The organism is Chryseobacterium nepalense, from assembly GCF_023195755.1.
Classification (GTDB): Bacteria; Bacteroidota; Bacteroidia; order Flavobacteriales; family Weeksellaceae; genus Chryseobacterium; species Chryseobacterium nepalense.
On record NZ_CP096203.1, the window covers coordinates 3,831,102 to 3,855,148 of the forward strand.

Here is a 24,047-nt window from a genome sequence, read left to right on the forward strand (position 1 = left end):
CTATTAATTGGAGTGTGTAAGCTGTTGATAATTAAATCATAAATGTCAAGATCATGTATTCTTGTTTTCAATAATTTTCACAAAGCTTGTCATGCTGGAAGCATCTCAGCATAGTTGATTTAATTGTTTAGATGCTTGACAGGATGACAATCACAAGAGCTAAAATGAATCCATAAAAAACGTTGCAGTGTATCGTCTTAACTTTATATATTCGTTTATTGTTAAAATATCTCAGGGATTTTAAATCTTCAAAAAGTTAGTATGACCAAAAACGAAACATTCAAAAACTGGATAGAACAGTATTCTGCAGCGTTGATGAGAAGGGCAGTGTATCTGTTGTCCGATAAAGTTGAGGCGGAAGATATTGTTCAGGAAGTTTTTATTTCCGCTTTTTCGTCCTATGAATCTTTTGAAGGGAAAAGCCGGCCGCTCACCTGGCTGATGACTATTTTAAACAGAAAAGTGGCCGATTTTTACCGTAAAAAATATAAATCTGAACCCAACATTAAACTGGATCATTTTTTTGATGAAGACGGCGCCTGGAAAAACAATGATATTTTGAATGAATGGAATGCAGGCAATCAGGAAACACAACTGTTAGACAATGCAGAATTCAATAAAATCCTGGAGGAATGCCTGGAAGATCTGCCTTCCCGATGGAAAATTCCGATGAAGCTGTATTACCTTGAAGAAAAAAAAGCGCCGGAAGTGAGTCAGGAACTTGATATTTCCACGACTAATTTATGGAAGATTCTGCAAAGAGGCAGGATGCAATTGAGAGAATGCCTGGAAATGAACTGGTTTGCCAATCAAAACTGATCTAAAAATGCTTAAAAAACTGATTCATATTATTTTTTTACCGTGCAGCAAAGCGACGATGCTCATGGAAAAACGGAATGCGGAAAATATTTCCCCAAAAGAAAACCGTAAGCTTTCCCTGCATCTTGCTATTTGTAAATGGTGCAGAGCCTACAAAGAAAAGCTGGAAATATTGGATAAAATGTTGAAAAGAAAGCTTTCGGATGAAAGTAATGTTGAAATTAATGATTCTGATATTCATAAGGTTAAAGAAAGAGCTCTGAAAAATTTAGATATTTCATAAAATAATTTGTCAGGATTTTGAAATGGTTCCGACTATACTTTTGAAAATAATAAAGTATTCAATCAAAATCTTAAAAAATGAATGGAACTGTACTAAAAATTGATAATGAAAACCTTATCGGAAAAACGGGGTACTATCTCTCCCTTTTCGGAACCGTCATTATTCTGCTGTGGATCGGAATTTTCAAATTCACTCCTACAGAAGCAAATGCCATAAAACCTTTGGTGGAAAACCATTTCCTTACTTTTTTCGTATATGATATTGTAAGCATTCAGGCAGTGTCCGATACTATCGGAGTCATAGAAATTATCATTGCATTATTGTTATTGTTTAGTGTGAAATTTGCATCACTCAGAAAGTACGCCGCCATCGGAATGGTTATTACCTTCCTGATAACACTGAGCTATCTGTTTACGACTCCGGGAATCTGGAAAACAGTCGATGGAATTTTGATAACTGACTTCTTTATCATAAAAGATATCATGCTTTTAGGATTTGGATTAATGATTTTAAATCTGAAAAAATGAAAAAAAATATAAAAATGAAGAACATATTGATTTTACTTGGCGTTGTGCTGGGAATAGCAGTATTTGCAACAAGCTGCGGAGATTCAAAAAAAATGAAGTCTGCTGAAACAAAAAAAGAAAATGAGACCATTATGGACAATAGAAATTTAAAAGAAGTGTATTTTGCAGGAGGATGCTTTTGGGGAACAGAACATTTTTTTCAACAGATTAGAGGTGTCGTAGGAACTGAAGTGGGATACGCGAATGGAAATAAAGAAAATCCTACTTATGAAGAAGTTGTAAGCCATACTACAGGTTTTGCAGAAACCGTAAAAGTGAAATATGATCCTGAAGAGGTTGATCTTACTCTTTTAATAGACCTTTATTTCAAAACCATTGATCCTACGAGTTTAAACAAACAGGGAAACGACAGGGGAGACCAGTACAGAACCGGAATTTATTCGACTGATAAAGAAACGGAAGCCATTGTGAAAGCCGAAGTGGCAAAATTGGCTAAAAACTACAGCAAGCCTGTATTGGTAGAAACAATTCCGCTTAAAAATTTCTATAAAGCAGAAGATTACCACCAGGATTACCTGGACAAAAACCCGGGAGGATACTGCCACATTGAACCAGGATTATTTGAAATGGCAAGAAATGCGAATCCTCCAAAGAAAAAAGAAGTGAAATATCAGAAACAGGATAAAAAAGTTTTAAAGGAAAAACTGACTGCCGAACAGTATAACGTAACCCAGGAAAACGGTACGGAAAGAGCTTTCCAGAATGAATACTGGGATGAAACGCGTGAAGGAATTTATGTGGACATCACTACCGGAGAACCTTTGTTTATCTCTACTGATAAATTTGAATCCGGATGTGGATGGCCAAGTTTTTCAAAACCGATTACCAAAAAATTAGTTGAAGAAAAGCTGGACCGTTCCCACGGAATGACAAGGGTAGAGGTAAGAAGTAAAACAGGAGATGCTCATTTGGGACACGTTTTCAATGATGGTCCTGAAGATAAAGGCGGACTGCGTTACTGTATCAACAGTGCTTCTTTGAAATTTATCCCGAAAGCGGAAATGAAAGAAAAAGGATATGGCGAATATATCGCACTCCTTGACAAAAAATAAAAACTAGTGTTTTAAGTGAAGTGATTGAGGGGGCTGCCGAAAGACAGTCCTTTCTTTTTTATTTCCGCGAGCTTATGGTGAAGAATCTACCTTGGATGTATTTGCAACCTTTCTTTAATACTGAACATGGAAATATTTAAAAATAAAAGAAATCCGAAAAAGATATAATAAGCTCCGTTTGGAAGTTTTGAGAGATTTTGAAAAATACTAAGATAATATTGTTTAAAATCGGGCTTTACCTCAACAAAAGTATAAATCGTGTCATGGCATAAAAGGCAGTCTATTTCTTCTTCTTCAGTTTTTGGACTTTTATAATTCACAGTGGCAAATACATTTCCTGTTTTTTGCAGATCCAATGCATACGTTTCATGTTTTGCAATGGCCATATCATTTAATAAAGAAACAAAGTCATCGTATGTATTATTTTTATCTAAAATAAATTCTATTCCGGTATTTTTTTCATTACGTTTTTGGAGAGACTTAATTTCCGAAACATAAAACTTTGAATTTTCTTTAGCTTTTGAAGGATCAACTTTTATTTTTTTATAATCCCAGTTTCGTACGGATTCAAAACTAAGGGTACTATTGATTTTATCTCCTGTTAATTTTGGGGGAAGCCAAATATCAACTACATTATATTTAGTTTTATCAATGTAGGGATTAATATAGTACCAAAATAAAACAGGTACAATCAAAGCGCTGATAAGCCCGGGGAAATAATATATCTTTTTCATGCAATTTTTTTTTTGAGTTGAAGATTTTCTTTAATGCTAAACATTGAAATATTTAAGAATAGTAAGAAGCTGAAGATGACGTAGTAAGAGTTCTCTGGTAATTTAGTAAGCTGGTATTCAAATTTTTGAAAGCCTTTTAAATAATATTTTTTAAAATAATCACTTGAAAAGTCAATAATTTCATTTCCACATCTGTCAACAATATCATCATTGGTAAATAGGCTAGCTCCATCAAGTTTTAGAATAACAAAAAAATGTCCTGTTTTATCAAGATCTAAGTAATAAGATGATTGTTTGCTGATAGCCATATCATTCCGTAATGAAACAAGATCGTCGTAGGTGTTTTTATCGTTTAAAATAAATTCTATTCCAGTATCTTTCTCATTCCGTTTCTGAAGCTTTTTAATTTCCGAAATATAAAAAACTGAATTTTCCCGTGCTGTATTAGGTTTTACTATAATTTTTTTATAATGTAACTTTCGGTAAGGTTCGAAACCGTCAACGGTCGTTGCTTTTTCGTCTTGAAACTTAGCTGGGAATTTAAAATCAATCATGTTTACATGTATTTCTCTATATTTTTGGCTCCCGTAAAACCAAAATAAAACCGGTATCAGTAAAGCGCTGATGACCCCGGGAACGTAATATATTCTCTTCATGCCATTAATTTTTATTAAATATAAATAAAAACTTCAATAAAATATTAAAGTGATTCGAAAAACGAACCACTTTACTATTTAATGAATAAAATTCTAAACTTTGAATTTTTGAACTTTAAATCAGGATTTACCAGTCTCTTTTTCTTAAAATCCAGTACGATCCGACAATGAAGATTGCACACCAAACCAGACACGCGATCATGCTTTCTGTAGGGTAGTGGAATTCATATTTAAGGCCCATCATTTTTGCCATATTGAGCCTTATCATAGGATTAGGAATCAGGCTGGACATACTTTCCAATGGTAAAAGATGCGTAATAAAAAAATCATTCTGAAGCACTTCATTTCTCTGAGGCCCCTGCATTCCGCGCACTTTCATATATACTTCCACACCGGATAAAATACCTTCGCCGATCCAGAAGACAAAAAGAGCAAGAAAAACAAAAACCGATTTCCTCAACAAAATTGAAAGAAACATAAGGAAACAGAAGAACGTAAACAGCTTTACAAAATAATTTCCGATAAAGAAGATTTCTTCAAAAACCTTCGCAGATTCCGTCGTATTGGAGTATTTGTATCCAAGAAACATTGTGATCGCAAAAACAACTACCGTAGAAACTATAGTGAAAATACTGATGGTCAGCAATTTTGAAGAGATAAATTCTTTCCTGCTCAATCCATCAATTGTATTCTGTTTAAACATCCTGTTGCTGAACTCCTGCGAAATCGAAAAAACAATGATCAATCCCAAGAAAATCTTCAGCAAAGCCACAATCCATGTTGTGAAATTCCAGATTTCCGGGAAATTATAAATGCCTTCTTCTTTCAGGTTGATCGTTCCTCCGAAAAGATCAAAATCGATCAGTCCGATGAAAAGCAAGGCGATAAGGATCGCAAAATACAGGATCGTAAAAATCTTGAATGGTCTGTAGTTCAGATTTTTATAATATTCTAGTTTAAATAATTTTATCATGATTATTTGGTGTTTTTTACAAGTTCAAGGAATTGAGATTCAAGAGAAAGCTTTTTCTTCGTTAAATGAGAAAGAAATATCCCTTGTTCGGCCAGCTTCTGGTTTAATGCGGACGCTGAAATAGATGCATCATCGCGGATCTGGGCTTTCAGGATATCACCATCCAGATTAACAGAAGTGAACCAACCTAAAGAATTCAATGCATTCAAAAGCAATGTATTGTTGTCTGCTTTCAGTTCAAAATAGCCATTGTTGGCCGTCATTTCATCCACTCTTCCGCAGTAGATGGAATTTCCTTCCTTCAGTACAATCACGTGGCTGCAGATTTTTTCAATTTCATCAAGTAAATGACTTGCAATAATAATGGTAATTCCCTGTTTTGCAATATTGCTGATGATCTCACGGATCTGGATAATTCCTTCCGGATCAAGACCATTGGTAGGCTCGTCCAGAATCATCACTTCCGGATTATTCAGCATTGCAGAAGCAATAGCCAAACGCTGTTTCATTCCCAGTGAAAAAGTTTTGAAAGTATCTTTTTTCCTTTCCAAAAGGCCTACCGTCTGAAGAACCTCATCAACTCTGTTGTAAGGAGTACCTTTAATTTCAGCCACTATTTTCAGATTGGTTTCCGCGCTCAGGTAAGGATAAAAATTAGGCTGTTCGATGATGGCACCTATTTTTTTGAGCGTGTCCGGATCGGTTCCTTTTTTTCCAAACCAATACCAGTCACCGCTTGTAGGGTTAATAGTGGAGAGAAGCATTCCAAAGGTGGTAGACTTTCCGCTTCCGTTGGGGCCGAGTAAACCGTACACATTCCCCTTTTCTACATCAAAAGAAATATTGTTCACCACAACTCTCTTGAATTTCTTAGTAAGATTCTTTACTGACAGAATTTTTTCCATGTAATTTGTTTTACATAGTAGTAGTCTGTTTAAAAAATCATTTGTTACAATTTTATCCTAAATCAATTTAAATTTAATTTCAAATACGCTATTTTTGGTATTAAATCTGTTTAAATTAATTTAAAATTAACAACAAAACGGAAATCGGCTATACTAAAATTCAAAAGCTGTTTAAAAATCTGTTATCAGGATTATAAGTTTTTTATCATTGGTGCAGACGTTAGTATTTCATCAAATCTTTATTTCTTTTGTTGTTAAAAATAAAATGTTTAAACAAGTTTAGTAATAATTGAATCTTTATGAAATTAGTTGATTTGGCAAAAGAACTGAATGTTTCCGCGGAAGCAATAAAACAGTTTATTCAGGATTTCGATCTTGACCTCATAGATTGTATCAGTATCAATTTTGAAATAAAAAAAGACTTTGAAAAGTTTGTTCGTGAAAACATTGAGTTTCTAAGGCTTTACGAAAAAGACCTTGACAAAACCAAAACCCTGGAGCAGATTGCTGAAAAGATCAATCAGCCTAAAGAAGAGGTGGAGAAAGTAATCAAAGAAGCAGATCCTAATATTTTTGATAACGGTTTTTTTAAATCTTCGGTGTCCAGCTACGGCATTGATAACAGATTGGGAGGTAATTACAAATTTGTGTATGATTATTTCGGGCACAAAACAAGTCTGCAGAAAAGAGATTTTATCGGGTACAGGGATTTGTTCTTCCATATTTCCACTGTTCTGGAACCTTTCCTTAATCCGCAGCAGATCAAAGACTGGGGAATCAATAAGCCCGCAGGGATCATTTTATACGGTCCTCCCGGAAGCGGAAAAATTTTCTGGGCCAACAAAATTGCAGAAATTATCGGGTATCAATTTAAGGAAGTAAAAAAACATTATCTCGGAACTTCTTTTGTGAACGGAAATCAGACCAATTTTAATGACTTTCTCATAGCAATGATGAAGGAAGAAAAAGTTCTCCTGTTCATGGAAGATTTTGATAATATTATGATGGCTAGAAAAGCTGAAAACAACGTTGCTTCCTGTAATCTTGAAACTCAGGAGATTATTCTGCATTATATTTCAAAATTTGAACAGGAAGAACTGCTGATGGTAGGTTCTGCCAATTCTGTTTCCGAAATCGATGAAGAAATTCTGGCTCCCGGAAGATTTGATGTGATGATTCCTGTTTTTCCTCCAAACCTTGCGGAAAGGTCAGAAATTATTCTGTATGCGATGACCAGAAACCTCGAGAAAGATTCTCTTTTATTTAAAATCCTGAAAAACAACAAAGCCGATAAAATTCCTTTCTGGCATACCATCTCCTCTCAAATGAAGGTGTTCAGCAATACCATGCTGATCGATTTTACACAAAGTCTTAAAAAAAGAATTAAAAATCTATACCAGAAAACCAGAAATGAAAATCTTAAGATTGATCAGAATCTTCTGAAAGCTGCTCTCCGGGATTCAGCGGGAAAGCTGACGGAAGAATACCTGGACCAGATCGCCAGATTTTTAACAGATGTTATTGTGAATAATTTTGACCAGTTCCAGAACAGAGTTAAAGATCTTAAATCTGAGCTCGATGCATACAGAGTGGTGGAAGAACCGAGAAGAGTCATCGGGTTTGCTCATAATGAAGAGGAAGATAAAGATGCGGGCCCAAAAAAGATTTAGGAATTCTTAATTCATCTTTATTAAAAAAATAAGATTAGAATTAATTGAAAATAAATTTCCGATTTTATGAATTCATAAACAAGGAATAAAAATTTCCTATTTTTGCAAAAATAAAAAATCGTGATAAACAACGACCAGATAAAAGAAATTCAGTCAAGAATTGACGACCTCCATAAATATCTTCAGATCGATAAAAAGAAGATTGAAATTGCGAATGATGACGAAAAAACCGCAGCTCCTGAATTCTGGAACAACCCGAAAGAAGCCGAAGCATTCCTGAAGCAACTCCGCTCCAAGAAAAAATGGGTAGAGGCTTATGAAGAAATTCATACTCAGTTTGAAGACCTGCAGGTGTTGATGGATTTTGCCAGAGAAGATCCCGATTCTGAAAAAGAGCTTGATGAAACTTTTCCTCAATTAGTGGAGAAAATCGAAGATCTTGAATTCAAAAATATGCTTTCTAATGAAGGCGACGAGCTTTCTGCGGTACTACAGATTACAGCCGGAGCAGGAGGAACCGAAAGCTGCGACTGGGCTTCCATGCTGATGAGAATGTATACCATGTGGGCGGAAAAACAAGGCTATAAAATCCGTGAACTGAACTTTCAGGAAGGCGATGTTGCGGGTGTAAAAACGGTAACGCTTGAAATTGACGGCGAATTTGCATTTGGGTATTTGCGGGGAGAAAACGGTGTTCATCGTCTGGTAAGGATTTCACCTTTCGATTCCAATGCTAAAAGACATACCAGTTTCGTTTCGGTGTATGTTTATCCTTTGGTAGATGATACGATAGAAATCAACATCAATCCTGCAGATATTTCCTTTGAAACGATGAGGTCTTCCGGAGCAGGTGGACAGAACGTAAACAAGGTGGAAACAGCCGTTCGTCTCCGTCACGCACCAACAGGAATTATCATTGAAAACTCCGAATCCCGTTCTCAGCTTCAGAACAAAGAGAAGGCAATGCAGTTGCTTCGTTCCAGATTATATGAAATGGAGCTTGAAGAAAGAATGAAAGCCAGAAATGAGATCGAAGCTAATAAAATGAAAATCGAGTGGGGAAGCCAGATCCGGAATTATGTGATGCATCCTTATAAACTGGTAAAAGATGTGCGTTCCGGATATGAAACTTCGGATGTGGATTCTGTAATGAACGGAAATCTTACGCCATTCCTGAAAGCATTTCTCATGGCCGATGGAACCGCAGTTTCTGATGATGATATGGACTTGTAAAAGTCATGTTTAAATTTCGTTAAAATCTTATAATAAATTTCGGAATGACGTTTATTAATCCTATTTTTGTTACTTATCAAAATGTATGGAAGACTTCACTAATTGGAAAGATTTATTAAATCCTGAGTTTTATATTAAGCTTGGCGGATTTTGGCTTATTCTGTTTATTATTTTTGCTGAAACAGGTCTTTTTGTAGGATTTTTCTTACCGGGAGATTCACTTCTTTTTGTTTCGGGAATTTATTCAATTGACATTATTAGTGCAACGTTCGGATCTACAGGAAATGATTTCTTAGATACATTTATTCTGGCCTCTTCTGTAGCACTTGCCGCGATTATAGGAAATGAAGTAGGTTATTATTTCGGAAGAAAGGCAGGTTCTGCCTTATATAAGAAGGAAGACACATGGTTGTTTAAAAAAAAATATCTGTATCAGGCTCATGATTTTTTCGAGAAAAATGGAGCATTAGCCATCATTATGGCAAGATTCCTGCCGGTAGTGAGAACGTTTACACCCATTGTTGCCGGAATCGTAAAAATGGATAAAAAGGATTTCTTAAGAGATAATATCATTGGCGCAGTACTGTGGTCTTTCTTACTGATCTTTGCAGGACATTATCTTGATAAGCTTTTCATTGATCAGTTCGGAATCGATTTGAAGAAAAAACTTGAACTCATTATTATTGTTATTGTTCTGATTACAACAGTACCGGTAATCCTGAAATTTTTATTCGGCAAGAAACAGGATTTTTCAAAATATGAAAATCATAAATTTGATGAAGACGAAGAATAATTTCATTCAAATTAAATAATACAAGTCTGCTCAAAAAAGCGGGCTTTTTTATGCATAAGATATAATGCAAGTGGAAGAAATTAATCAATTGAAACGTTGTTTTTATCAATCAACTATCAACCATCAATCATTATCAATCATCACTCATCGATTATTACTCATTACTCATTTTTGTTGAATCCATTCCAGAATATTCGGATAAATTAGGGTGTCTCTTTTTTTCTTGTTGAAAAATCTTGGAGCATGTCCCGTATTTTTCATAAAGACAAGTTTGTGCGGAATTTTCCGGGCGGTTAAAGCCGAATCAAGAGCAAGTCCCTGTTTTTTATTCACCAGAAAGTCCTGGTTACCCTGGAAAATCAGAGTCGGAACATCAGAAACATTAGCTATCGGACTGGCCTTTTTGAATTCCTCCGACATATTTTTCCTGTGAAATTTTTTTCCTACAACAGCCTGAAGTGTAGGGGAAGAATATTTGGAATAGAACGAATTCAGATATTCAGCAGAATAAAAATCGGTGGGAGCACTCATGGAAATAATTTTCCGTATCTGTTCGGGATTCTTGTATCCGTACAATAAAGCAAGATGGCCGCCCGCGCTTTCACCCAAAAGAATATAATTATTTGGCTGTAGCTCTGCTTTTTCCGCCAGTTCATTGAACTTGGTGATAACTGCATTGATATCTTCCAGCTGTTCCCGGTAGGTGATTTTTTTTGATTTTGAAACCAGCCTGTAATTCATATTGATGGTCGGAATATTATGATTAAAAAGCATTTTCTGAATGTGGATCATGTGCTCTTTTTTTCCATATTTCCAGGCCCCTCCGTGAATCAATAAGACAACCGGAGCATCATTGGGATAATCCGAAGGAAGGAAAACATCCATTTTCTGCCTTTTATTTTCACCGTACTTGAGATTGTATATTTTCTGTTCATTATTGGTTCCTACCCAGACTCTGAATTTTGTATTGCATGACTGTAATACAAAGCTGATTAATCCCAGAACGAAAAAATGATAATTAAGAATCAGCTTTTTCATAGGTTAAAAATAAGGAAAAAATAAACTAATAAGCAGCAGGGAGAATATGATTCTACTCACAGTTAAAGCTTTCTGTCTTGAATTTGGGTCTTTTAGATTCACCATTGAGTATAAAAGACTGGTTGTTGAACCTTTTAGCTTCATCATTGAGCCTTTTTGCATGGAATTTGAAGCTTTTAGGCTTATCCGCGAGTATAAAAGGGTGATCTTTGAACCTTTTTGCTTCATCGTTGAACCTTTTTGCCTGAAATTTGAACCTAAAAGGCTCGTTTTATTATTTAACTCATGAATTTGACAATCGTTTGTCTGCAACGGCATGGTTTTAAATGTATATTTAAATTCTTTCCAAAACCTTGATCAATTCTATAACAAGTCAAATTAAATAATTATTTTTGTTTAACAATTATTAAAAAAATATTAAAATTTATGGCATCTGGTTTTTTTGCTATTTTGGATGACATCGCAGCTCTAATGGACGATGTAGCGGTAACGAGTAAAATTGCGACTCAAAAGACAGCAGGAATTCTGGGGGACGACCTGGCAGTAAATGCCGAAAAGGCAACCGGATTTCTTTCATCCCGCGAACTTCCGGTATTGTGGGCTATCACTAAAGGTTCTTTCGTCAATAAGTTAATCATTTTACCGATTGTATTTTTACTGAACTGGTTATACGCTCCGGCGATTAACTATGTGCTGATTCTCGGGGGGCTGTATCTTTCTTTTGAAGGCATGGAAAAAATTATTGAATTTTTATTCCACCGTGATAAAAAAGGCCATGAAGTAGAGAAGGAAGTTGAAGACACAAAAGGACAGAGCCCGGAAGAAATTGAAAAAGCCAAAGTAAAATCAGCCATAACCACAGATTTTATTTTATCCATTGAGATCGTTATCATTGCGCTGGGAACGGTATTGGAAGAAAGTCATCCTTTTATCACGCAAATTCTTGTAACAAGTCTGGTTGCATTTATTGCTACGGTAGGGGTGTATGGAATTGTTGCTTTAATTGTAAGAATGGACGATGCCGGATTCAAATTGATCAAGAAAAGTAATGATAAAGGATTTTTTGGAAAGCTGGGACATTTTTTGGTAAAAGCTTTACCAATTGTCATCAAAGGATTGGGAATCATTGGTACTGTTGCTCTGATTCTTGTAGCCGGAGGAATTTTTGCACACAGAATCGATTATTTTCACCATCTGTTTCCAACGTGGCCTTCTATCCTTAAGGAACTTGTTTTCGGATTAGGTGGTGGGTTGCTTGCAGTAGCTCTTTTTACTGCCGGAAAAGGAATTTATTCGCTGGCTTTTAAAAGGAAATAGTTTATAATAAAATTGATTTTCTTTATCGGCGGCTTCGAAGAAGCTGTCGATAAAGAAACTAAAAAAGAGGCCTTAAGCCTCTTTTTTATTATATATTAGTTGAATAGATCTTTCACCTTATCAAAAAAAGTTTTTTCTTTTCCGGATGGCTCAGCAACCATTTCACCGCTGTTCATCTGTTTTTCAAAGAAATCTTTCTGTTCTTTAGTAAGCTTTTGCGGAGTCCAGACATTGATATGGATAAACATATCGCCCTTTCCGTAACTGTCGATGCTTGGAAGGCCTTTTCCTGCTAATCTGAGGATTTTTCCGGATTGCGTTCCGGCATCGATGGTAATTTTCACCTTTCCGCCAACAGTCGGTACTTCTTTTTTTGTTCCCAAGGCTGCTTCAGCAAAAGAAATATAAAGTTCCTGGTGAAGATTATCACCTTCTCTTTTGATGGTTTTATCAACCTCTTCTTCAATAATTACCAAAAGATCACCCGGAATACCGCCGAAAGGCGCATCATTTCCTTTACCTCTTACATTAAGCTGGATACCGTCTCTTGCTCCGGCAGGGATATTAATGGTAACTTCTTCTTCGTCCTTGATAAGTCCCTGTGCATTGGCACCGGCCGGAATTTTATCAGCAACTTTACCGATTCCCTGACAGGTTCCGCAGGTAGTCTGCGTCTGCATCTGTCCGAACATCGTATTCATGACTTTCAGCTGAACTCCCGAACCGCCGCAGGTAGGACACGTTTTTGAAGTCGCCCCTTCAGCAAACTTCATTTTCTTTACTTTGATGGTCTTCTGCGTTCCGTTCACCATTTCATCAAGATTCAGCTTGATTCTGATTCGTAAATTGGAACCTTTAACCTGCTGACGTCCGCCTCCGCCACCAAAACCTCCGAAGCCGCCTCCGAAAATATCTCCGAACTGACTGAAAATATCTTCCATGTTCATTCCGCCACCAAAGCCGCCGCCTCCGAAACCACCGTTTCCGCCAACTCCCGCATGTCCGAACTGGTCATATCTGGCACGTTTCTGTTCGTCGCTCAGTACTTCGTAAGCTTCTGCAGCTTCCTTGAATTTTTCTTCAGCATCTTTATCGCCCGGATTTTTATCAGGGTGATATTTAATGGCCATTTTACGGTATGCTTTCTTTATCTCGTCGGCTGATGCAGATTTGCTGATCTCAAGAACCTCGTAATAATCTCTTTTTGACATGTCTATTCTATAATTGATTATTGATAAATGATAATAGATATTTAAAATGGGTAAATAAATGAATATACATCAATTATCACTCATCATTTATCATTCATAAATTTTAATTTCCGGTTACTACTTTTGCAAAACGGATCACTTTATCTCCTAAAGTATATCCTGTCTCAATCACGTCTACAATTTTACCTTTAAGATCTTCTGACGGAGCAGGAATCTGAGTAATGGCTTCATGGAAGTCTACATTAAAGCTGTCTCCCGGATTTACCTCCATTGCTTTCAGTCCTTTTTCGGTCAATTTGCTTTTAAATTTATTGTAGATCAGTTCAACGCCCTGAAGATCCGAAGGATTACCATTTTTGGCAATTTCCTTTAAAGCTCTTTCAAAATCATCCAGAACGCCCAGCATAGAAACCATCATATCCTGATTGGCATACTGGAAAAATTCCATTTTTTCTTTAGACGTTCTTTTTTTATAGTTTTCAAATTCGGCGTACAATCTGATGTAACGGTCTTTTTCCTCTGCCAAAAGTTCCTCCGCAGAAGGTTTTGCTGTCACATTGTCTTCTGATATCGCTTCATTCTGAATATTCGTTTCTTCCTGATTATTGATGCTTTCTTCGTTGATATCCTGATTTTCCATAATTCAATATTTATTTGGGTTAGTATTGACAAACATTCTGCCAAAGGAGAAAGGGTGACAATAAGGCAGACGAAAGTTATAAGTTAGAGGTTAGAAGTTTACGGAAAAACTATCAACGATCAATCATCAATCATTTTTTAGGAGCTTTTTCGCGCTATCCACTCATACTCCTCGCGCAGCCGCATGCTTTCACCGCCAACGCGTGCTGTGGGGTATCCGTTACTATCGCGGCTAGGGTAGTAGTAAGGGTGGCGAAGATTCAAGAATTTTTGAAGGCGTGGCTTATTAATTTAATCTAAATAATTAAATCTATTTAAATTCCTTCTCCAAAAAATGTCTGATACAGAAGATAAACATTTAAAACAATTATAATAAAAGAAATGATCCAGACACAGATTTTTAGAAAGGGTTTATTCACGAATTCTCCCATCTTCGCTTTATCACTGGTAAACATCACTAAAGGAACAACGGCAAAGCTCAGCTGCATGGATAATATGACCTGGCTCAGTACGAGAAGATCCGTAGTGCCCTGTTCACCATAAAGAATGGCGACAATCAACGCAGGGATTACGGCAATCAATCTTGTTATAAGACGTCGCAGCCAGGGTTTTAATTTAATATTCAGAAAACCTTCCATTACGATTTGCCCGGCAAGAGTTCCTGTTAAAGTAGAATTTTGCCCTGAGGCTAGTAAAGCAACGGCAAAAATAATGCTTGCCATGGAAGCGCCTAAAATGGGAGTTAGTAATTTATAGGCATCATGAATATCCGCTACATCATGATTTCCGGAAACATGGAAAGTAGCAGCAGCCAGAATAAGGATGGCGGCATTAATAAAAAACGCAAGCATCAGAGAAAAAGTGCTGTCTAATGTTGCAAATTTTATGGCTTCTTTTTTTCCCTCACTATTTCTTGGATAATCCCTCGTCTGAACAATGCTGCTGTGTAGGTATAAATTATGCGGCATAACGGTTGCCCCCAAAATTCCTATAGCAATATAAAGCATCGCCGGATTCTGAACGATTTCTGCTTTCGGCAGAAGTCCTCCGAAAATTTCGTTCACGGCAGGCTCTGAAATCACCAGTTCATAAACAAAACAAGCGAGGATAATAAAAATCAGCCCGCCTACAATACTTTCAATCCACCGGAATCCTTTAGACTGGAGCAGAAGAATGAAAAGCACGTCTATTGTCGTTATAACAATTCCCCAGGTAAGAGGAATCTGGAAAAGGAGATTGAGCGCAATGGCTGATCCAATCACTTCGGCAAGATCGCATGCAGCTATGGCAATTTCGCAAAATATCCATAATATAAAGTTGGTAGTGGGACTAAAATGATCCCTGCAGGCCTGAGCAAGATCTCTTTCGGCAACTACTCCAAGTTTTACGGATAAATGTTGTAACACCATCGCGAAAATATTCGAGATCAGTATTACGGAAAGCAGCGTATATCCGAATTGTGCTCCTCCCGCAATATCAGTAGCCCAGTTCCCAGGATCCATATAACCTACGGCAACCATCAGTCCCGGGCCGGCAAAGGCAAGATATTTCCTCCAGAAACTTCCGTTCTGAGGAACTTTCACCGAAGAATATACTTCAGATAGTGAATTTGAGGTTTTATCTCGTCGCCAGGCGTTCTTTAAATTCAGATTCATAAAAATGTTAGAAATGACTAACAAAAGTAATTAAATAAATGAAAACTACAAAATCATCAATAAAAGATCCCGAAACATTTCGGGATCTGTAATATATATTTAAATAAAATTATTTTGCAAAACGCACCGCCATTTTACGGTCAACGGCTCTTTCGGCATCAGAAGCAGAGGCATCAACAGTTGCAAACTCGCTTCCATATCCGTCTGCTCCGGTAATTTGTGATCCAACACCTTGTTTATCCAGCCATGATCTTATAAATTTTGCACGATCGTCAGATAATTTTTGGTTAGTGTTTTCATCTCCGGTTTTATCCGTATAACCTCCTATTTTAACCTTAACATCAGGGTATGCTTTTAAAATAGCTGCCAGATTTTGGAGTTGGCCTTCAGATCCTGCTTCAAGCTGGTTGGCACTTCCCATTTTAAAATTTACATGGTCAAAATTATACCACGTATCTTTTAATGCGTCATCATTTTGTGCATTTTTATAACCGTCTGATTTCAGAAAAGCAATCATTCGGTCTTCCATACCTCCTTTGTAGCCTTTTAACGGAGTGCCGTTCAGATCAATATCTTCATCTACCTGAGTAGCAGATATTCCTGTCGCGGTATTGTTTCCGGTAGTAGTTGCGGTATCGGTTACCACTTCGCCGGAATCAGTTACCATAGTGGTTGTCGTTGTTTCTCTTTGTTCACACTGTCTCCAAATGAAATAGGCTGCGGCAATCAGCAATAAAAAAGGCAAAAGCCATTTCCATATAGACCCGTCCTTATCTTTATTTTTATCGGGAAAAGTTCCATTAAGGGTTGTACTTCTGGTAACTTGAATTTTAGGTTCCTCCTGAGCCGGCATGTTGATCTTATCTCTATCATTGTCAAATTTATATCTTGCATCCCAGTCTCCCATATTAAGAGAAGCAAAGGAAAGCCCTGCAGGCAATAAAGTTGAAACAATCCCTTTCTGGTCATTAAGAAGACCTGAAATTCCGGCTTTATCCAGATTATTATCTGCAGCGTATTTGCTGATGGTGCCCACAGTTGCGCCGGTAACCAAATGTAAAAGAGAGTTTGAAGAATTATTGCTGATTTCTGCGTAAGTAGCAACAGAATTCACAAGTCCGTTCATCTTATCGCCGAATATCTGCGTAAGTACACTGGCAATCGATGAATTATTTGAAGAATTTCCTGAAAGGTTATTCAGGATATCCGGTGAAGAGGAATTCATGATAGCATCCAATACTAAAGGATTATCAGAGTTATTGGCCAGTCCTCCTACTACAGCAGGCAATAATCCGCCGATCGCTTTTGAAATTCCCGATTCGCTTTCGCCATACTGTAAAGCAGCCTGCGATACCAAAGCCGGTCCCAGCTGTCCTTTAATAAGATCAATAATGTTTAGAGACATAGTAAATTATTTTGAGATTAATGTTGTAGAATGCTATCAAAAACTCGTCCAAACGGCTGTGATAAAAAAAAATCTGCAAAAATCCATCGGATTTTTGCAGATTCAAAATCTCATTTAAGATAAGTTAATATGCTTTTGCAAACAAAACTCTTCTTTTTGAAGGTTTTCCGGAAATAAGAGATACGCCTTCCTCGATATCATCATCCAAAGGAATACATCTTATGGTTGCTTTAGTCTCTTCCTTGATCTGTTCTTCTTCTTCTGCAGTTCCGTCCCAATGTGCATATAGGAATCCTCCTTTTTCCTCCAGAACTTTTTTGAATTCATCGTATGAATCAACTTTTGTTATGTTGTTCTTTCTAAATTCGAAAGCTTTGTTATAGATATCCTGTTGTATGGTTTTCAACAAATCTTCGATGTAAGAATCCAGTCCTTCAATAGAGCGCACTTCTTTCGTAAGATTGTCTCTTCGTGCGATTTCTACCGATTTGTTCTCAAGATCTCTAGGACCCATTGCAATTCTTACAGGAACACCTTTTAACTCGTATTCTGCAAATTTCCAGCCCGGTTTGTTCTGAGTGTCATCATCAAATTTCACGGAAATTCCTTTTGCTCTTAGTTTAGCCTGAATATCCAATGCTACTTCACTGATTTCAGCAAGCTGTTCTTCACCTTTAAAGATCGGAACAATTACAACCTGAATAGGTGCCAGTGTTGGAGGAAGCACCAATCCGAAATCATCAGAATGAGTCATAATCAACGCTCCCATGAGACGTGTGGAAGTTCCCCACGAAGTGGCCCATGCGTGTTCTATTTTTCCTTCTTTATTGGTGAATTTTACATCAAAAGCTTTGGCGAAATTCTGACCTAAGAAGTGAGATGTTCCTGCCTGAAGTGCTTTTCCATCCTGCATTAATGCTTCTATACAGTAGGTTTCATCAGCTCCGGCAAATCTTTCGGAAGGTGTTTTTAATCCCTGAATGACAGGCATTGCCATAAAGTTTTCTGCAAAATCGGCATAGACTTTATTCATTTTTTCAGCCTCTTCAATCGCCTCATCTTTTGTGGCGTGAGCGGTGTGTCCTTCCTGCCAAAGAAACTCAGCAGTTCTCAGGAAAAGACGTGTTCTCATTTCCCAACGTACAACATTCGCCCATTGGTTAATCAATATCGGTAAATCCCTGTAAGACTGAATCCAGTTTTTATAAGTATTCCAGATAATGGCTTCTGAAGTAGGTCGTACGATCAGTTCTTCCTCAAGTTTTGCATCGGGATCCACAATCAGTTTAGAAGGGTTATCCGGATCTGTTTTTAATCGATAGTGGGTAACAACGGCACATTCTTTAGCAAAACCTTCTGCATTTTTTTCTTCAGCCTCAAATAAGCTCTTGGGCACAAAAAGCGGGAAATATGCATTTACGTGACCGGTCTCCTTGAATTTTTTATCCATTTCGTCACGCATTTTCTCCCAGATTGCATAGCCATATGGTTTAATTACCATGCATCCTCTTACTCCTGAGTTTTCAGCTAAGTCGGCTTTTACTACCAACTCGTTATACCATTTGCTGTAATCTTCGCTTCTTGAGGTTAATTTTGCCATTAATTTTTTTTTAATTTTTTTAACTTTTCGCTATTATTGTTATCTAAAAATAAAAATCTATTTTTGATAGATTTTTGTACCTGTGGTAATGGTACATTTTTGGTACATTTTGCAAATATAATTTAAATAAAAAATTTTTACGTTATCATGAAAAGAAATATACATAAAAATTTGCTTGGCGCCATTAAATCCAAAGGGATTTTAGCGGTGGCAGGCGGATTATTACTTATGTCCTGCGGTGCCCAGATGGGTGGATACAGTGAGACAGATGGCGTTTATTACGACCCGAATAAAGACACCCTTCCGGAAGGCGTAATTATCAACGACAGAGGAAACAGGGTAGGAGAGGATTATAATTATTATCAGGATGATTCTAATCTTATTCAGAATGCAGAGATCAATTCCAGAACAGGGCGTTATGAAGACTGGAACAACTATAACTGGAATAATACAGCAACCGACTCAGACTGGGGAATGTATGCAGGAAGTGAAACCAACTACTACGATAACTCGTGGGGCTGGGGTTGGGGTAATCCTTGGGGCTGGGGCGGCTGGTACGGAGGCTATAATCCGTATTGGGGCTACGGCGGTGGCTGGGGCATCGGACTTTCATGGGGAGGCTCATGGGGTTGGGGTGCCGGCTGGAATATGGGCTGGGGATATTCACCTTATTGGGGCTATAATCCTTATTGGGGATGGGGAGGCTATAATCCATATTGGGGCTACGGCGGCTACTGGGGAGGTAATTACTATGCTCCTTATTACAGAAGAAGCGGTGTTAACGGAAGAGGATTTAATACTTATAACGGAAGTTTTGCCAATAAATACGGAGTTACCAGTTCAAACGGTTTCAGAAGAAGTTCTACCGGTAGCGGAAGTTTCAGAGACAATGCAAATAATGGAGGCTTTAGAGGATCTAATAACAGCGGTGGTTTCAGACAAGGAAATACTACCAATGGTGGTTTCAGAAATCAAAATGGGGTGAGACCTCAGGGCGGGTTCCGTAACCAAGGTCAGCCAAGACCAAATTACAATTATCAGCAGCCTTCCCAACCAAGAAATGACGGCGGTTTCAGAAATAATGGCAGCTTTAATAATTCCAACAGTGGCGGTGGCTTCAGATCAGGAGGCGGTGGCTTTGGCGGAGGAAGCGGCGGCGGTTTTAGATCCGGCGGCGGTGGAGGCGGCGGCTTCCGTGGTGGCAGATAATTTAAATTAAATAACTATTCAAAAAAATAATGTTAAAAAAATCTTTAGCAATAATGAGTATTTCTGCTGCATTTTTTGCGCAGGCTCAAGATGTTTCAGTGATAAGGAATACGACGGATGTTTATTCCAATGCACCTAATATCGGTTCAGCAAAATTTAATGCCATGGCAGGATCTAACGGTGCGCTGGGAGGGGATGCCAATTCTCTTCTTACCAACCCTGCCGGTCTTGGAGTTGCCATTTCAGGAGAAATTTCGGGAACGCTTTCTGTTACCAGCAATAAGAACACATCTTCTTATGCCGGATCGTCTTACGGATATACGATCAACAAAGGAGATCTTGGAAATGTCGGAGCGGTAATGACCTTCCAATTGATGACCGAAAGTGCATGGAAATTCATCAACATTGGTGTGAATTACTCTAATCAATCGATCGATAATTATATTGAAACTCCCGGAAATAGTAACTTAATTTATGATTTTCCTGATGCTACGAGTTCTTCATTAGGCAGACACGCATATGACAGATATGGCTATATGTCTAAAACGAGTTTTGGTGTAGGTGCAAATTATAACAATAATTTATATCTTGGAGCGGGTCTTAATTTTTTCAATTCGTCAATTGACCAATCTGATACTGCAATTTTTAATTCTTTATCAAATGGCAGCTCAGAATACTTCAGTAAGCAAAACACTCCTTTTTATGAAAGAGGAAACGGTTTTTCAGCATCACTGGGGGTAATTGGAAAATTTGGGCGAAATTTTAGACTGGGTGCTGCATTGGAAACTCCTACTTTCTGGAATATTGACAGAAGCTATAGTTTTTATAATGACCCGATTTACGGTGATGATTATGCTGTTGAAGACAGAAAGCTGACTTCGCCGATGAAAGCTACCGTGAGTGCTGCATTTATTGCTAATAAAAGTTTTGCTTTAAACGTCGATTATACATTGGGTTTAACAAAGCCTAAATATAAAGTATACGGAGATGCAGAGACTGAACTGAATGATTTCTTCAAAGACAATTATAAAAATCTTTCGGAAGTAAAGATCGGAGCAGAATACAGAATTAAACAATTCAGATTAAGAGGAGGGTATGCGTATGCTTCAAGTCCTTTTGATGCACTAAATGTTGACAGATATACGGATAATGGCGGTATCACAGGTCAGTCTTACAATAATCTTATTTTAAATGACAGGAATGCACTTTCAGTAGGTTTGGGATATGATTTCAGATCATTTTATATTGACGCATCGTATCAGAATGTAACCTCAAAATATAGCAATCCGTTTTTATATGGAGTTGTTGATAATGCTTATGAAGCAGGATATTATTCTCCGAGCCGTTTGATCTCAAGTGATGCATATGCAGTATCGGATGTGAAAAATGTGAGAAATAACTTCTTTATTACCTTTGGATGGAAATTCTAATGTAATATATATAATATTAATATAAAATAAAAGCTCCGATAATTTCGGAGCTTTGTTTATAATCAGGAAGTTATGTAATCTAATGATGATGTCCCAAATGTCCATGATCATGAAAAAGATGCATCACCAAAGCCAACGAAACTCCCAGAATTACCAAACCAATTTTCAACCAGTCGATATTATGGTTTTTGTTGCTTTCAAATATAATGACTGAAGAAATATGCAGAAAGATACCTCCTACAATAGCCAGAAAATAAGGCTGCAGATCCGGATCAAAGTAATTACCCAACAGCATTCCCATCGGCGAAGCCAGCGCAAATAAAGCTATAATCAGCAATGAAGGATAGGATGGTGCAGATCTGGATTCATTTTTTCTGTTAAATAGAAAAGCTCCCAAAATAAAAGATATAGGTAGATTGTGAAAAACAATTCCCCAGAGATAAGGAGAAAGTTCATGTTCATCATTTGCCAGAGGAATTCCTTCAATAAATGCATGAATAAAAAGTCCTACCATTAACGCCGCGGGAAGAATATTATGCTCGCTATGATGATGAAAATGACCGTGTTCAAAACCTTTGGTGAGCGCTTCCAGAATCATCTGCAGTAAAACACCGATAATGACGAAGATACCCAGACTGGTTCCTGTTTCCGCAGTATATACCTGAGGAAAGACTTCGTTAAGACAGATGGTAATCAAAAATCCGGCACTTAAAATTAATAAGTTTTTAGCCAGCTTTTCTTTTTTTCCAAAATATTTTCCTAAAAATACTCCGGAAACAACACTTAAAATCAGTAAAAGAACAGTTATCATTTTTTCTTAAATAAATTAATGCAGCGGGGGGATTTTTCTTTATCAAATTCATTCAGCTGATAATCGCCCCAGATTTTAATTCGTTCAAAACCGCATTCTTCAGCGTAACTATTTATCGCTTCCAATGTATGAAGTTTTACTTTTTCAAAAAAATGGTAAGGTTTTCCCTTATCTTCAAACCGGATATCTTTAATTATATGTCTTCCTTCTATTTTTTTTGTAATCTTAAATTCGATATCTTCACGCGTTACGACAGCTTCAGGAACAATATTCTTCCGTACGAATTCTTCATTCAGATAATCCAGCACAAAAAAGCCTCCTGGTTTAAGAGCGTTAAAAACCGAATGAAAAACTTTTTTGTCATCATTTTCATTATCAAAATATCCAAAGCTTGTAAAGAGGTTGAATACGGCGTCCATAGGATCCGCATCAATGGGATTCCTCATATCATGGACGTCAAATGATAATGTCTGATTCTCAAATTTTTTATCAAATTCTATGCTTTTTCTGGAAAGGTCCAGACCCAAAACATCATATCCTAATCTATTAAGGAAAACAGAATGTCTTCCCTTTCCGCAGGCAAGGTCGATAATCTTAGCATTTGGCGGCAGTTGAAGGTCTGCCGTAAGTTTTGTAATGAAGTTTTCTGCTTCCGTGTAATCTCTGTTACTGTAAAGCAAATGATAATAAGGGGTATCAAACCAAGATTCAAACCATTCCATAATGCAAAAATAACTAAATTTGTGCGGTAAAAGGAAAAAGTATTTAATATTGAAAGATCGAAATATTCAATCATGCAATAATCAGAATGTCTAATCTTTTAATTCTTAAATATTTAAACTTTTAATAATAAGATATGGATACAGAAAATATACAAATTCAGATAAAAACATTTTTTGGGTTAGAACAGATTTTAGCGGAAGAAATTAAAAAACTCGGCGGAAGAAAGGTGGAAGTAAAAAACAGGGCGGTCAACTGCGAAGGAGATCTAGGTTTTTTATATAAAATAAATTATTCTGCGAGAACGGCTTTAAAGATTCTGGTTCCCATTCATGAATTCAAAGCCTTCAATCAACATCAATTTTACGACAGGCTTTTCAAATTCAATTGGGAAGAATTTATGGATGTTGAACAATCATTTGCGATTGACGCAACGGTAAATTCAGAAACATTTAAGCACTCACAATTCGTAACCCTGAAGATGAAAGATGCTATTGTTGATTATTTTCAGGAAAAATTCAAAAGACGCCCCAATGTTGAAACCCGAAATCCTGATATTAAATTCCATCTTCATATAGACCGGGAATTGATTACCATTTCCCTGGATTCTTCAGGAGATCCTTTGTTTAAAAGAGGATACAGACGAGAGCAGGGGGAAGCACCCATCAATGAAGTTTTGGCAAGCGGAATGCTTCAGCTTGCGGGATGGGATGGAAAGGGAAATTTCCTTGATCCGATGTGCGGCTCCGGTACACTATTAATTGAGGCAGCCATGATTGCTATGGATCTTCCGGCACAACTTTTCAGAAAGAGATTTGCTTTCCAGAACTGGAAAAATTATGATGCCGATTTATTTGCGAAAATAAAAGAATTCAGAGTCAATCGAATAAAAGAATTCACCGGAAAAATAATAGGCTATGATATTGACGCCAGAATGCTGAATGCCGCGAGAATAAACATCGAAGCTGCAGAAATGGAAGACGTTATAGAAGTTAAGAAACAGAATTTTTTCGATTCTAAAAAAGAACTTTTCCCGCTATTAATGGTTTTCAATCCTCCATACGATGAGAGAATTTCTATTACTGATGATGATTTTTACAAAAAAATAGGAGATACCTTCAAGACCAATTATCCTAATACTCTGGCATGGCTTATTTCTTCGGATTTGGAAGCGGTAAAGAAAATAGGACTTCGCCCTTCAAGAAAAATCAAACTTTTCAATGGAAAACTGGAGACCCGTTTTTTACAGTACGAAATGTATGAAGGAACTAAAAAAGTCCACAAATTAGAAAATTAATCATACTTTG

At 37.1% G+C, this 24,047-nt stretch carries 23 protein-coding genes; 11 read left to right on the forward strand and 12 right to left on the reverse strand.

Annotation, left to right across the window (positions count from 1 at the left end):
* Positions 1-261 precede the first annotated feature (261 nt).
* The 4 genes from M0D58_RS17315 to msrB all read left to right on the forward strand — a co-directional run bounded on the left by M0D58_RS17315 (position 262) and on the right by msrB (position 2,741).
* Positions 262-819 (forward strand): sigma-70 family RNA polymerase sigma factor, encoded by a 558-nt coding sequence (locus M0D58_RS17315; protein WP_248392058.1) that lies wholly within the window; start codon positions 262-264, stop codon positions 817-819.
* Between the two features lie 7 nt (positions 820-826).
* Positions 827-1,102 carry a hypothetical protein gene (locus tag M0D58_RS17320; RefSeq protein ID WP_248392060.1) on the forward strand — a complete coding sequence of 92 codons (276 nt, stop codon included), beginning with the start codon at positions 827-829 and terminating at the stop codon, positions 1,100-1,102.
* 77 nt (positions 1,103-1,179) lie between these two features.
* A complete protein-coding gene (locus M0D58_RS17325) occupies positions 1,180-1,629 on the forward strand; it encodes a DUF417 family protein (RefSeq protein ID WP_248392062.1) in 450 nt (149 codons plus the stop codon).
* Positions 1,630-1,643: 14 nt separating this feature from the next.
* Complete coding sequence (msrB, locus tag M0D58_RS17330; protein ID WP_248392065.1) at positions 1,644-2,741, forward strand: peptide-methionine (R)-S-oxide reductase MsrB; 1,098 nt, start codon at positions 1,644-1,646, stop codon at positions 2,739-2,741.
* Between the two features lie 86 nt (positions 2,742-2,827).
* On the opposite strand, the gene M0D58_RS17335 is transcribed toward msrB, so the two are convergent.
* From M0D58_RS17335 to M0D58_RS17350, 4 genes are all read right to left on the reverse strand, one after another.
* Positions 2,828-3,475, reverse strand: a complete 648-nt coding sequence (locus M0D58_RS17335) for a hypothetical protein (protein WP_248392068.1) — start codon at positions 3,473-3,475, stop codon at positions 2,828-2,830.
* Positions 3,472-4,131 carry a hypothetical protein gene (locus M0D58_RS17340; protein ID WP_248392070.1) on the reverse strand — a complete coding sequence of 220 codons (660 nt, stop codon included), beginning with the start codon at positions 4,129-4,131 and terminating at the stop codon, positions 3,472-3,474. The genes M0D58_RS17335 and M0D58_RS17340 overlap by 4 nt, the downstream gene beginning before the upstream one ends.
* Positions 4,132-4,258: 127 nt before the next feature.
* Entirely contained in the window at positions 4,259-5,104 is an 846-nt protein-coding gene (locus M0D58_RS17345) for an ABC transporter permease (protein ID WP_248392072.1), read from the reverse strand.
* 2 nt (positions 5,105-5,106) lie between these two features.
* On the reverse strand, positions 5,107-6,009 hold the full coding sequence (locus tag M0D58_RS17350; protein WP_248392075.1) for an ABC transporter ATP-binding protein: 903 nt from the start codon (positions 6,007-6,009) through the stop codon (positions 5,107-5,109).
* Positions 6,010-6,308: 299 nt separating this feature from the next.
* Here M0D58_RS17350 and M0D58_RS17355 point away from each other — a divergent pair, with 299 nt between their 5' ends.
* From M0D58_RS17355 to M0D58_RS17365, 3 genes are all read left to right on the forward strand, one after another.
* The gene (locus M0D58_RS17355; protein ID WP_248392077.1) at positions 6,309-7,679 is read left to right on the forward strand and encodes an AAA family ATPase; all 1,371 of its coding nucleotides are present in this window, start codon (positions 6,309-6,311) and stop codon (positions 7,677-7,679) included.
* A 120-nt stretch (positions 7,680-7,799) separates the two neighbouring features.
* Positions 7,800-8,912, forward strand: a complete 1,113-nt coding sequence (gene prfB / locus M0D58_RS17360) for a peptide chain release factor 2 (protein WP_248392079.1) — start codon at positions 7,800-7,802, stop codon at positions 8,910-8,912.
* An 85-nt stretch (positions 8,913-8,997) separates the two neighbouring features.
* Positions 8,998-9,705, forward strand: coding sequence for a DedA family protein (locus M0D58_RS17365; RefSeq protein WP_248392081.1), 708 nt, complete (start codon positions 8,998-9,000; stop codon positions 9,703-9,705).
* Between the two features lie 165 nt (positions 9,706-9,870).
* Here M0D58_RS17365 and M0D58_RS17370 read toward each other — a convergent pair whose 3' ends face one another.
* The gene (locus tag M0D58_RS17370; protein ID WP_248392083.1) at positions 9,871-10,743 is read right to left on the reverse strand and encodes an alpha/beta hydrolase; all 873 of its coding nucleotides are present in this window, start codon (positions 10,741-10,743) and stop codon (positions 9,871-9,873) included.
* A 426-nt stretch (positions 10,744-11,169) separates the two neighbouring features.
* Between M0D58_RS17370 and M0D58_RS17375 the strand changes: the two genes are divergently transcribed.
* Positions 11,170-12,060 (forward strand): DUF808 domain-containing protein, encoded by an 891-nt coding sequence (locus tag M0D58_RS17375; RefSeq protein ID WP_248392085.1) that lies wholly within the window; start codon positions 11,170-11,172, stop codon positions 12,058-12,060.
* Positions 12,061-12,155: 95 nt separating this feature from the next.
* On the opposite strand, the gene dnaJ is transcribed toward M0D58_RS17375, so the two are convergent.
* From dnaJ to proS, 5 genes are all read right to left on the reverse strand, one after another.
* Entirely contained in the window at positions 12,156-13,271 is a 1,116-nt protein-coding gene (dnaJ, locus tag M0D58_RS17380; protein ID WP_248392087.1) for a molecular chaperone DnaJ, read from the reverse strand.
* A 103-nt stretch (positions 13,272-13,374) separates the two neighbouring features.
* Entirely contained in the window at positions 13,375-13,911 is a 537-nt protein-coding gene (locus M0D58_RS17385; protein ID WP_248392088.1) for a nucleotide exchange factor GrpE, read from the reverse strand.
* 313 nt (positions 13,912-14,224) lie between these two features.
* Entirely contained in the window at positions 14,225-15,565 is a 1,341-nt protein-coding gene (locus M0D58_RS17390) for an Nramp family divalent metal transporter (RefSeq protein WP_248392089.1), read from the reverse strand.
* Between the two features lie 109 nt (positions 15,566-15,674).
* A complete protein-coding gene (locus M0D58_RS17395) occupies positions 15,675-16,970 on the reverse strand; it encodes an OmpA family protein (RefSeq protein WP_248392090.1) in 1,296 nt (431 codons plus the stop codon).
* Positions 16,971-17,094: 124 nt separating this feature from the next.
* Entirely contained in the window at positions 17,095-18,570 is a 1,476-nt protein-coding gene (proS, locus tag M0D58_RS17400; protein ID WP_248392091.1) for a proline--tRNA ligase, read from the reverse strand.
* Positions 18,571-18,717: 147 nt separating this feature from the next.
* Between proS and M0D58_RS17405 the strand changes: the two genes are divergently transcribed.
* Together M0D58_RS17405 and M0D58_RS17410 are read left to right on the forward strand one after the other, a co-directional pair.
* Positions 18,718-19,779: a prolyl-tRNA synthetase gene (locus tag M0D58_RS17405; protein ID WP_248392092.1), complete on the forward strand. Its 1,062-nt coding sequence runs from the start codon at positions 18,718-18,720 to the stop codon at positions 19,777-19,779.
* Between the two features lie 53 nt (positions 19,780-19,832).
* A complete protein-coding gene (locus tag M0D58_RS17410; RefSeq protein ID WP_248392093.1) occupies positions 19,833-21,209 on the forward strand; it encodes an OmpP1/FadL family transporter in 1,377 nt (458 codons plus the stop codon).
* 79 nt (positions 21,210-21,288) lie between these two features.
* Here the strand turns inward: M0D58_RS17410 and M0D58_RS17415 are convergent, their stop codons facing one another.
* Positions 21,289-22,017: a ZIP family metal transporter gene (locus tag M0D58_RS17415; protein WP_248394997.1), complete on the reverse strand. Its 729-nt coding sequence runs from the start codon at positions 22,015-22,017 to the stop codon at positions 21,289-21,291.
* On the reverse strand, positions 22,017-22,742 hold the full coding sequence (locus tag M0D58_RS17420) for a class I SAM-dependent methyltransferase (RefSeq protein WP_248392104.1): 726 nt from the start codon (positions 22,740-22,742) through the stop codon (positions 22,017-22,019). Before M0D58_RS17420 ends, M0D58_RS17415 begins: the two co-directional genes overlap by 1 nt.
* 134 nt (positions 22,743-22,876) lie before the next feature.
* Here M0D58_RS17420 and M0D58_RS17425 point away from each other — a divergent pair, with 134 nt between their 5' ends.
* Positions 22,877-24,037, forward strand: coding sequence for a THUMP domain-containing class I SAM-dependent RNA methyltransferase (locus tag M0D58_RS17425; protein WP_248392106.1), 1,161 nt, complete (start codon positions 22,877-22,879; stop codon positions 24,035-24,037).
* The last annotated feature ends 10 nt before the right edge of the window (positions 24,038-24,047 follow it).

What these genes read in the sequence shown, in the direction of transcription:
- M0D58_RS17350 (WP_248392075.1), bottom strand. Translation starts at nt 6,009, where the DNA reads ATGGAAAAAATTCTGTCAGTAAAGAATCTTACTAAGAAATTCAAGAGA.
- M0D58_RS17420 (WP_248392104.1), bottom strand. Translation starts at nt 22,742, where the DNA reads ATGGAATGGTTTGAATCTTGGTTTGATACCCCTTATTATCATTTGCTT.
- M0D58_RS17405 (WP_248392092.1), top strand. Translation starts at nt 18,718, where the DNA reads ATGAAAAGAAATATACATAAAAATTTGCTTGGCGCCATTAAATCCAAA.
- M0D58_RS17385 (WP_248392088.1), bottom strand. Translation starts at nt 13,911, where the DNA reads ATGGAAAATCAGGATATCAACGAAGAAAGCATCAATAATCAGGAAGAA.
- dnaJ (WP_248392087.1), bottom strand. Translation starts at nt 13,271, where the DNA reads ATGTCAAAAAGAGATTATTACGAGGTTCTTGAGATCAGCAAATCTGCA.
- proS (WP_248392091.1), bottom strand. Translation starts at nt 18,570, where the DNA reads ATGGCAAAATTAACCTCAAGAAGCGAAGATTACAGCAAATGGTATAAC.
- M0D58_RS17345 (WP_248392072.1), bottom strand. Translation starts at nt 5,104, where the DNA reads ATGATAAAATTATTTAAACTAGAATATTATAAAAATCTGAACTACAGA.
- M0D58_RS17340 (WP_248392070.1), bottom strand. Translation starts at nt 4,131, where the DNA reads ATGAAGAGAATATATTACGTTCCCGGGGTCATCAGCGCTTTACTGATA.
- M0D58_RS17335 (WP_248392068.1), bottom strand. Translation starts at nt 3,475, where the DNA reads ATGAAAAAGATATATTATTTCCCCGGGCTTATCAGCGCTTTGATTGTA.
- M0D58_RS17410 (WP_248392093.1), top strand. Translation starts at nt 19,833, where the DNA reads ATGAGTATTTCTGCTGCATTTTTTGCGCAGGCTCAAGATGTTTCAGTG.
- M0D58_RS17395 (WP_248392090.1), bottom strand. Translation starts at nt 16,970, where the DNA reads ATGTCTCTAAACATTATTGATCTTATTAAAGGACAGCTGGGACCGGCT.
- msrB (WP_248392065.1), top strand. Translation starts at nt 1,644, where the DNA reads ATGAAGAACATATTGATTTTACTTGGCGTTGTGCTGGGAATAGCAGTA.
- M0D58_RS17325 (WP_248392062.1), top strand. Translation starts at nt 1,180, where the DNA reads ATGAATGGAACTGTACTAAAAATTGATAATGAAAACCTTATCGGAAAA.
- M0D58_RS17315 (WP_248392058.1), top strand. Translation starts at nt 262, where the DNA reads ATGACCAAAAACGAAACATTCAAAAACTGGATAGAACAGTATTCTGCA.
- M0D58_RS17355 (WP_248392077.1), top strand. Translation starts at nt 6,309, where the DNA reads ATGAAATTAGTTGATTTGGCAAAAGAACTGAATGTTTCCGCGGAAGCA.
- M0D58_RS17390 (WP_248392089.1), bottom strand. Translation starts at nt 15,565, where the DNA reads ATGAATCTGAATTTAAAGAACGCCTGGCGACGAGATAAAACCTCAAAT.
- M0D58_RS17425 (WP_248392106.1), top strand. Translation starts at nt 22,877, where the DNA reads ATGGATACAGAAAATATACAAATTCAGATAAAAACATTTTTTGGGTTA.
- M0D58_RS17320 (WP_248392060.1), top strand. Translation starts at nt 827, where the DNA reads ATGCTTAAAAAACTGATTCATATTATTTTTTTACCGTGCAGCAAAGCG.
- M0D58_RS17375 (WP_248392085.1), top strand. Translation starts at nt 11,170, where the DNA reads ATGGCATCTGGTTTTTTTGCTATTTTGGATGACATCGCAGCTCTAATG.
- M0D58_RS17365 (WP_248392081.1), top strand. Translation starts at nt 8,998, where the DNA reads ATGGAAGACTTCACTAATTGGAAAGATTTATTAAATCCTGAGTTTTAT.
- M0D58_RS17370 (WP_248392083.1), bottom strand. Translation starts at nt 10,743, where the DNA reads ATGAAAAAGCTGATTCTTAATTATCATTTTTTCGTTCTGGGATTAATC.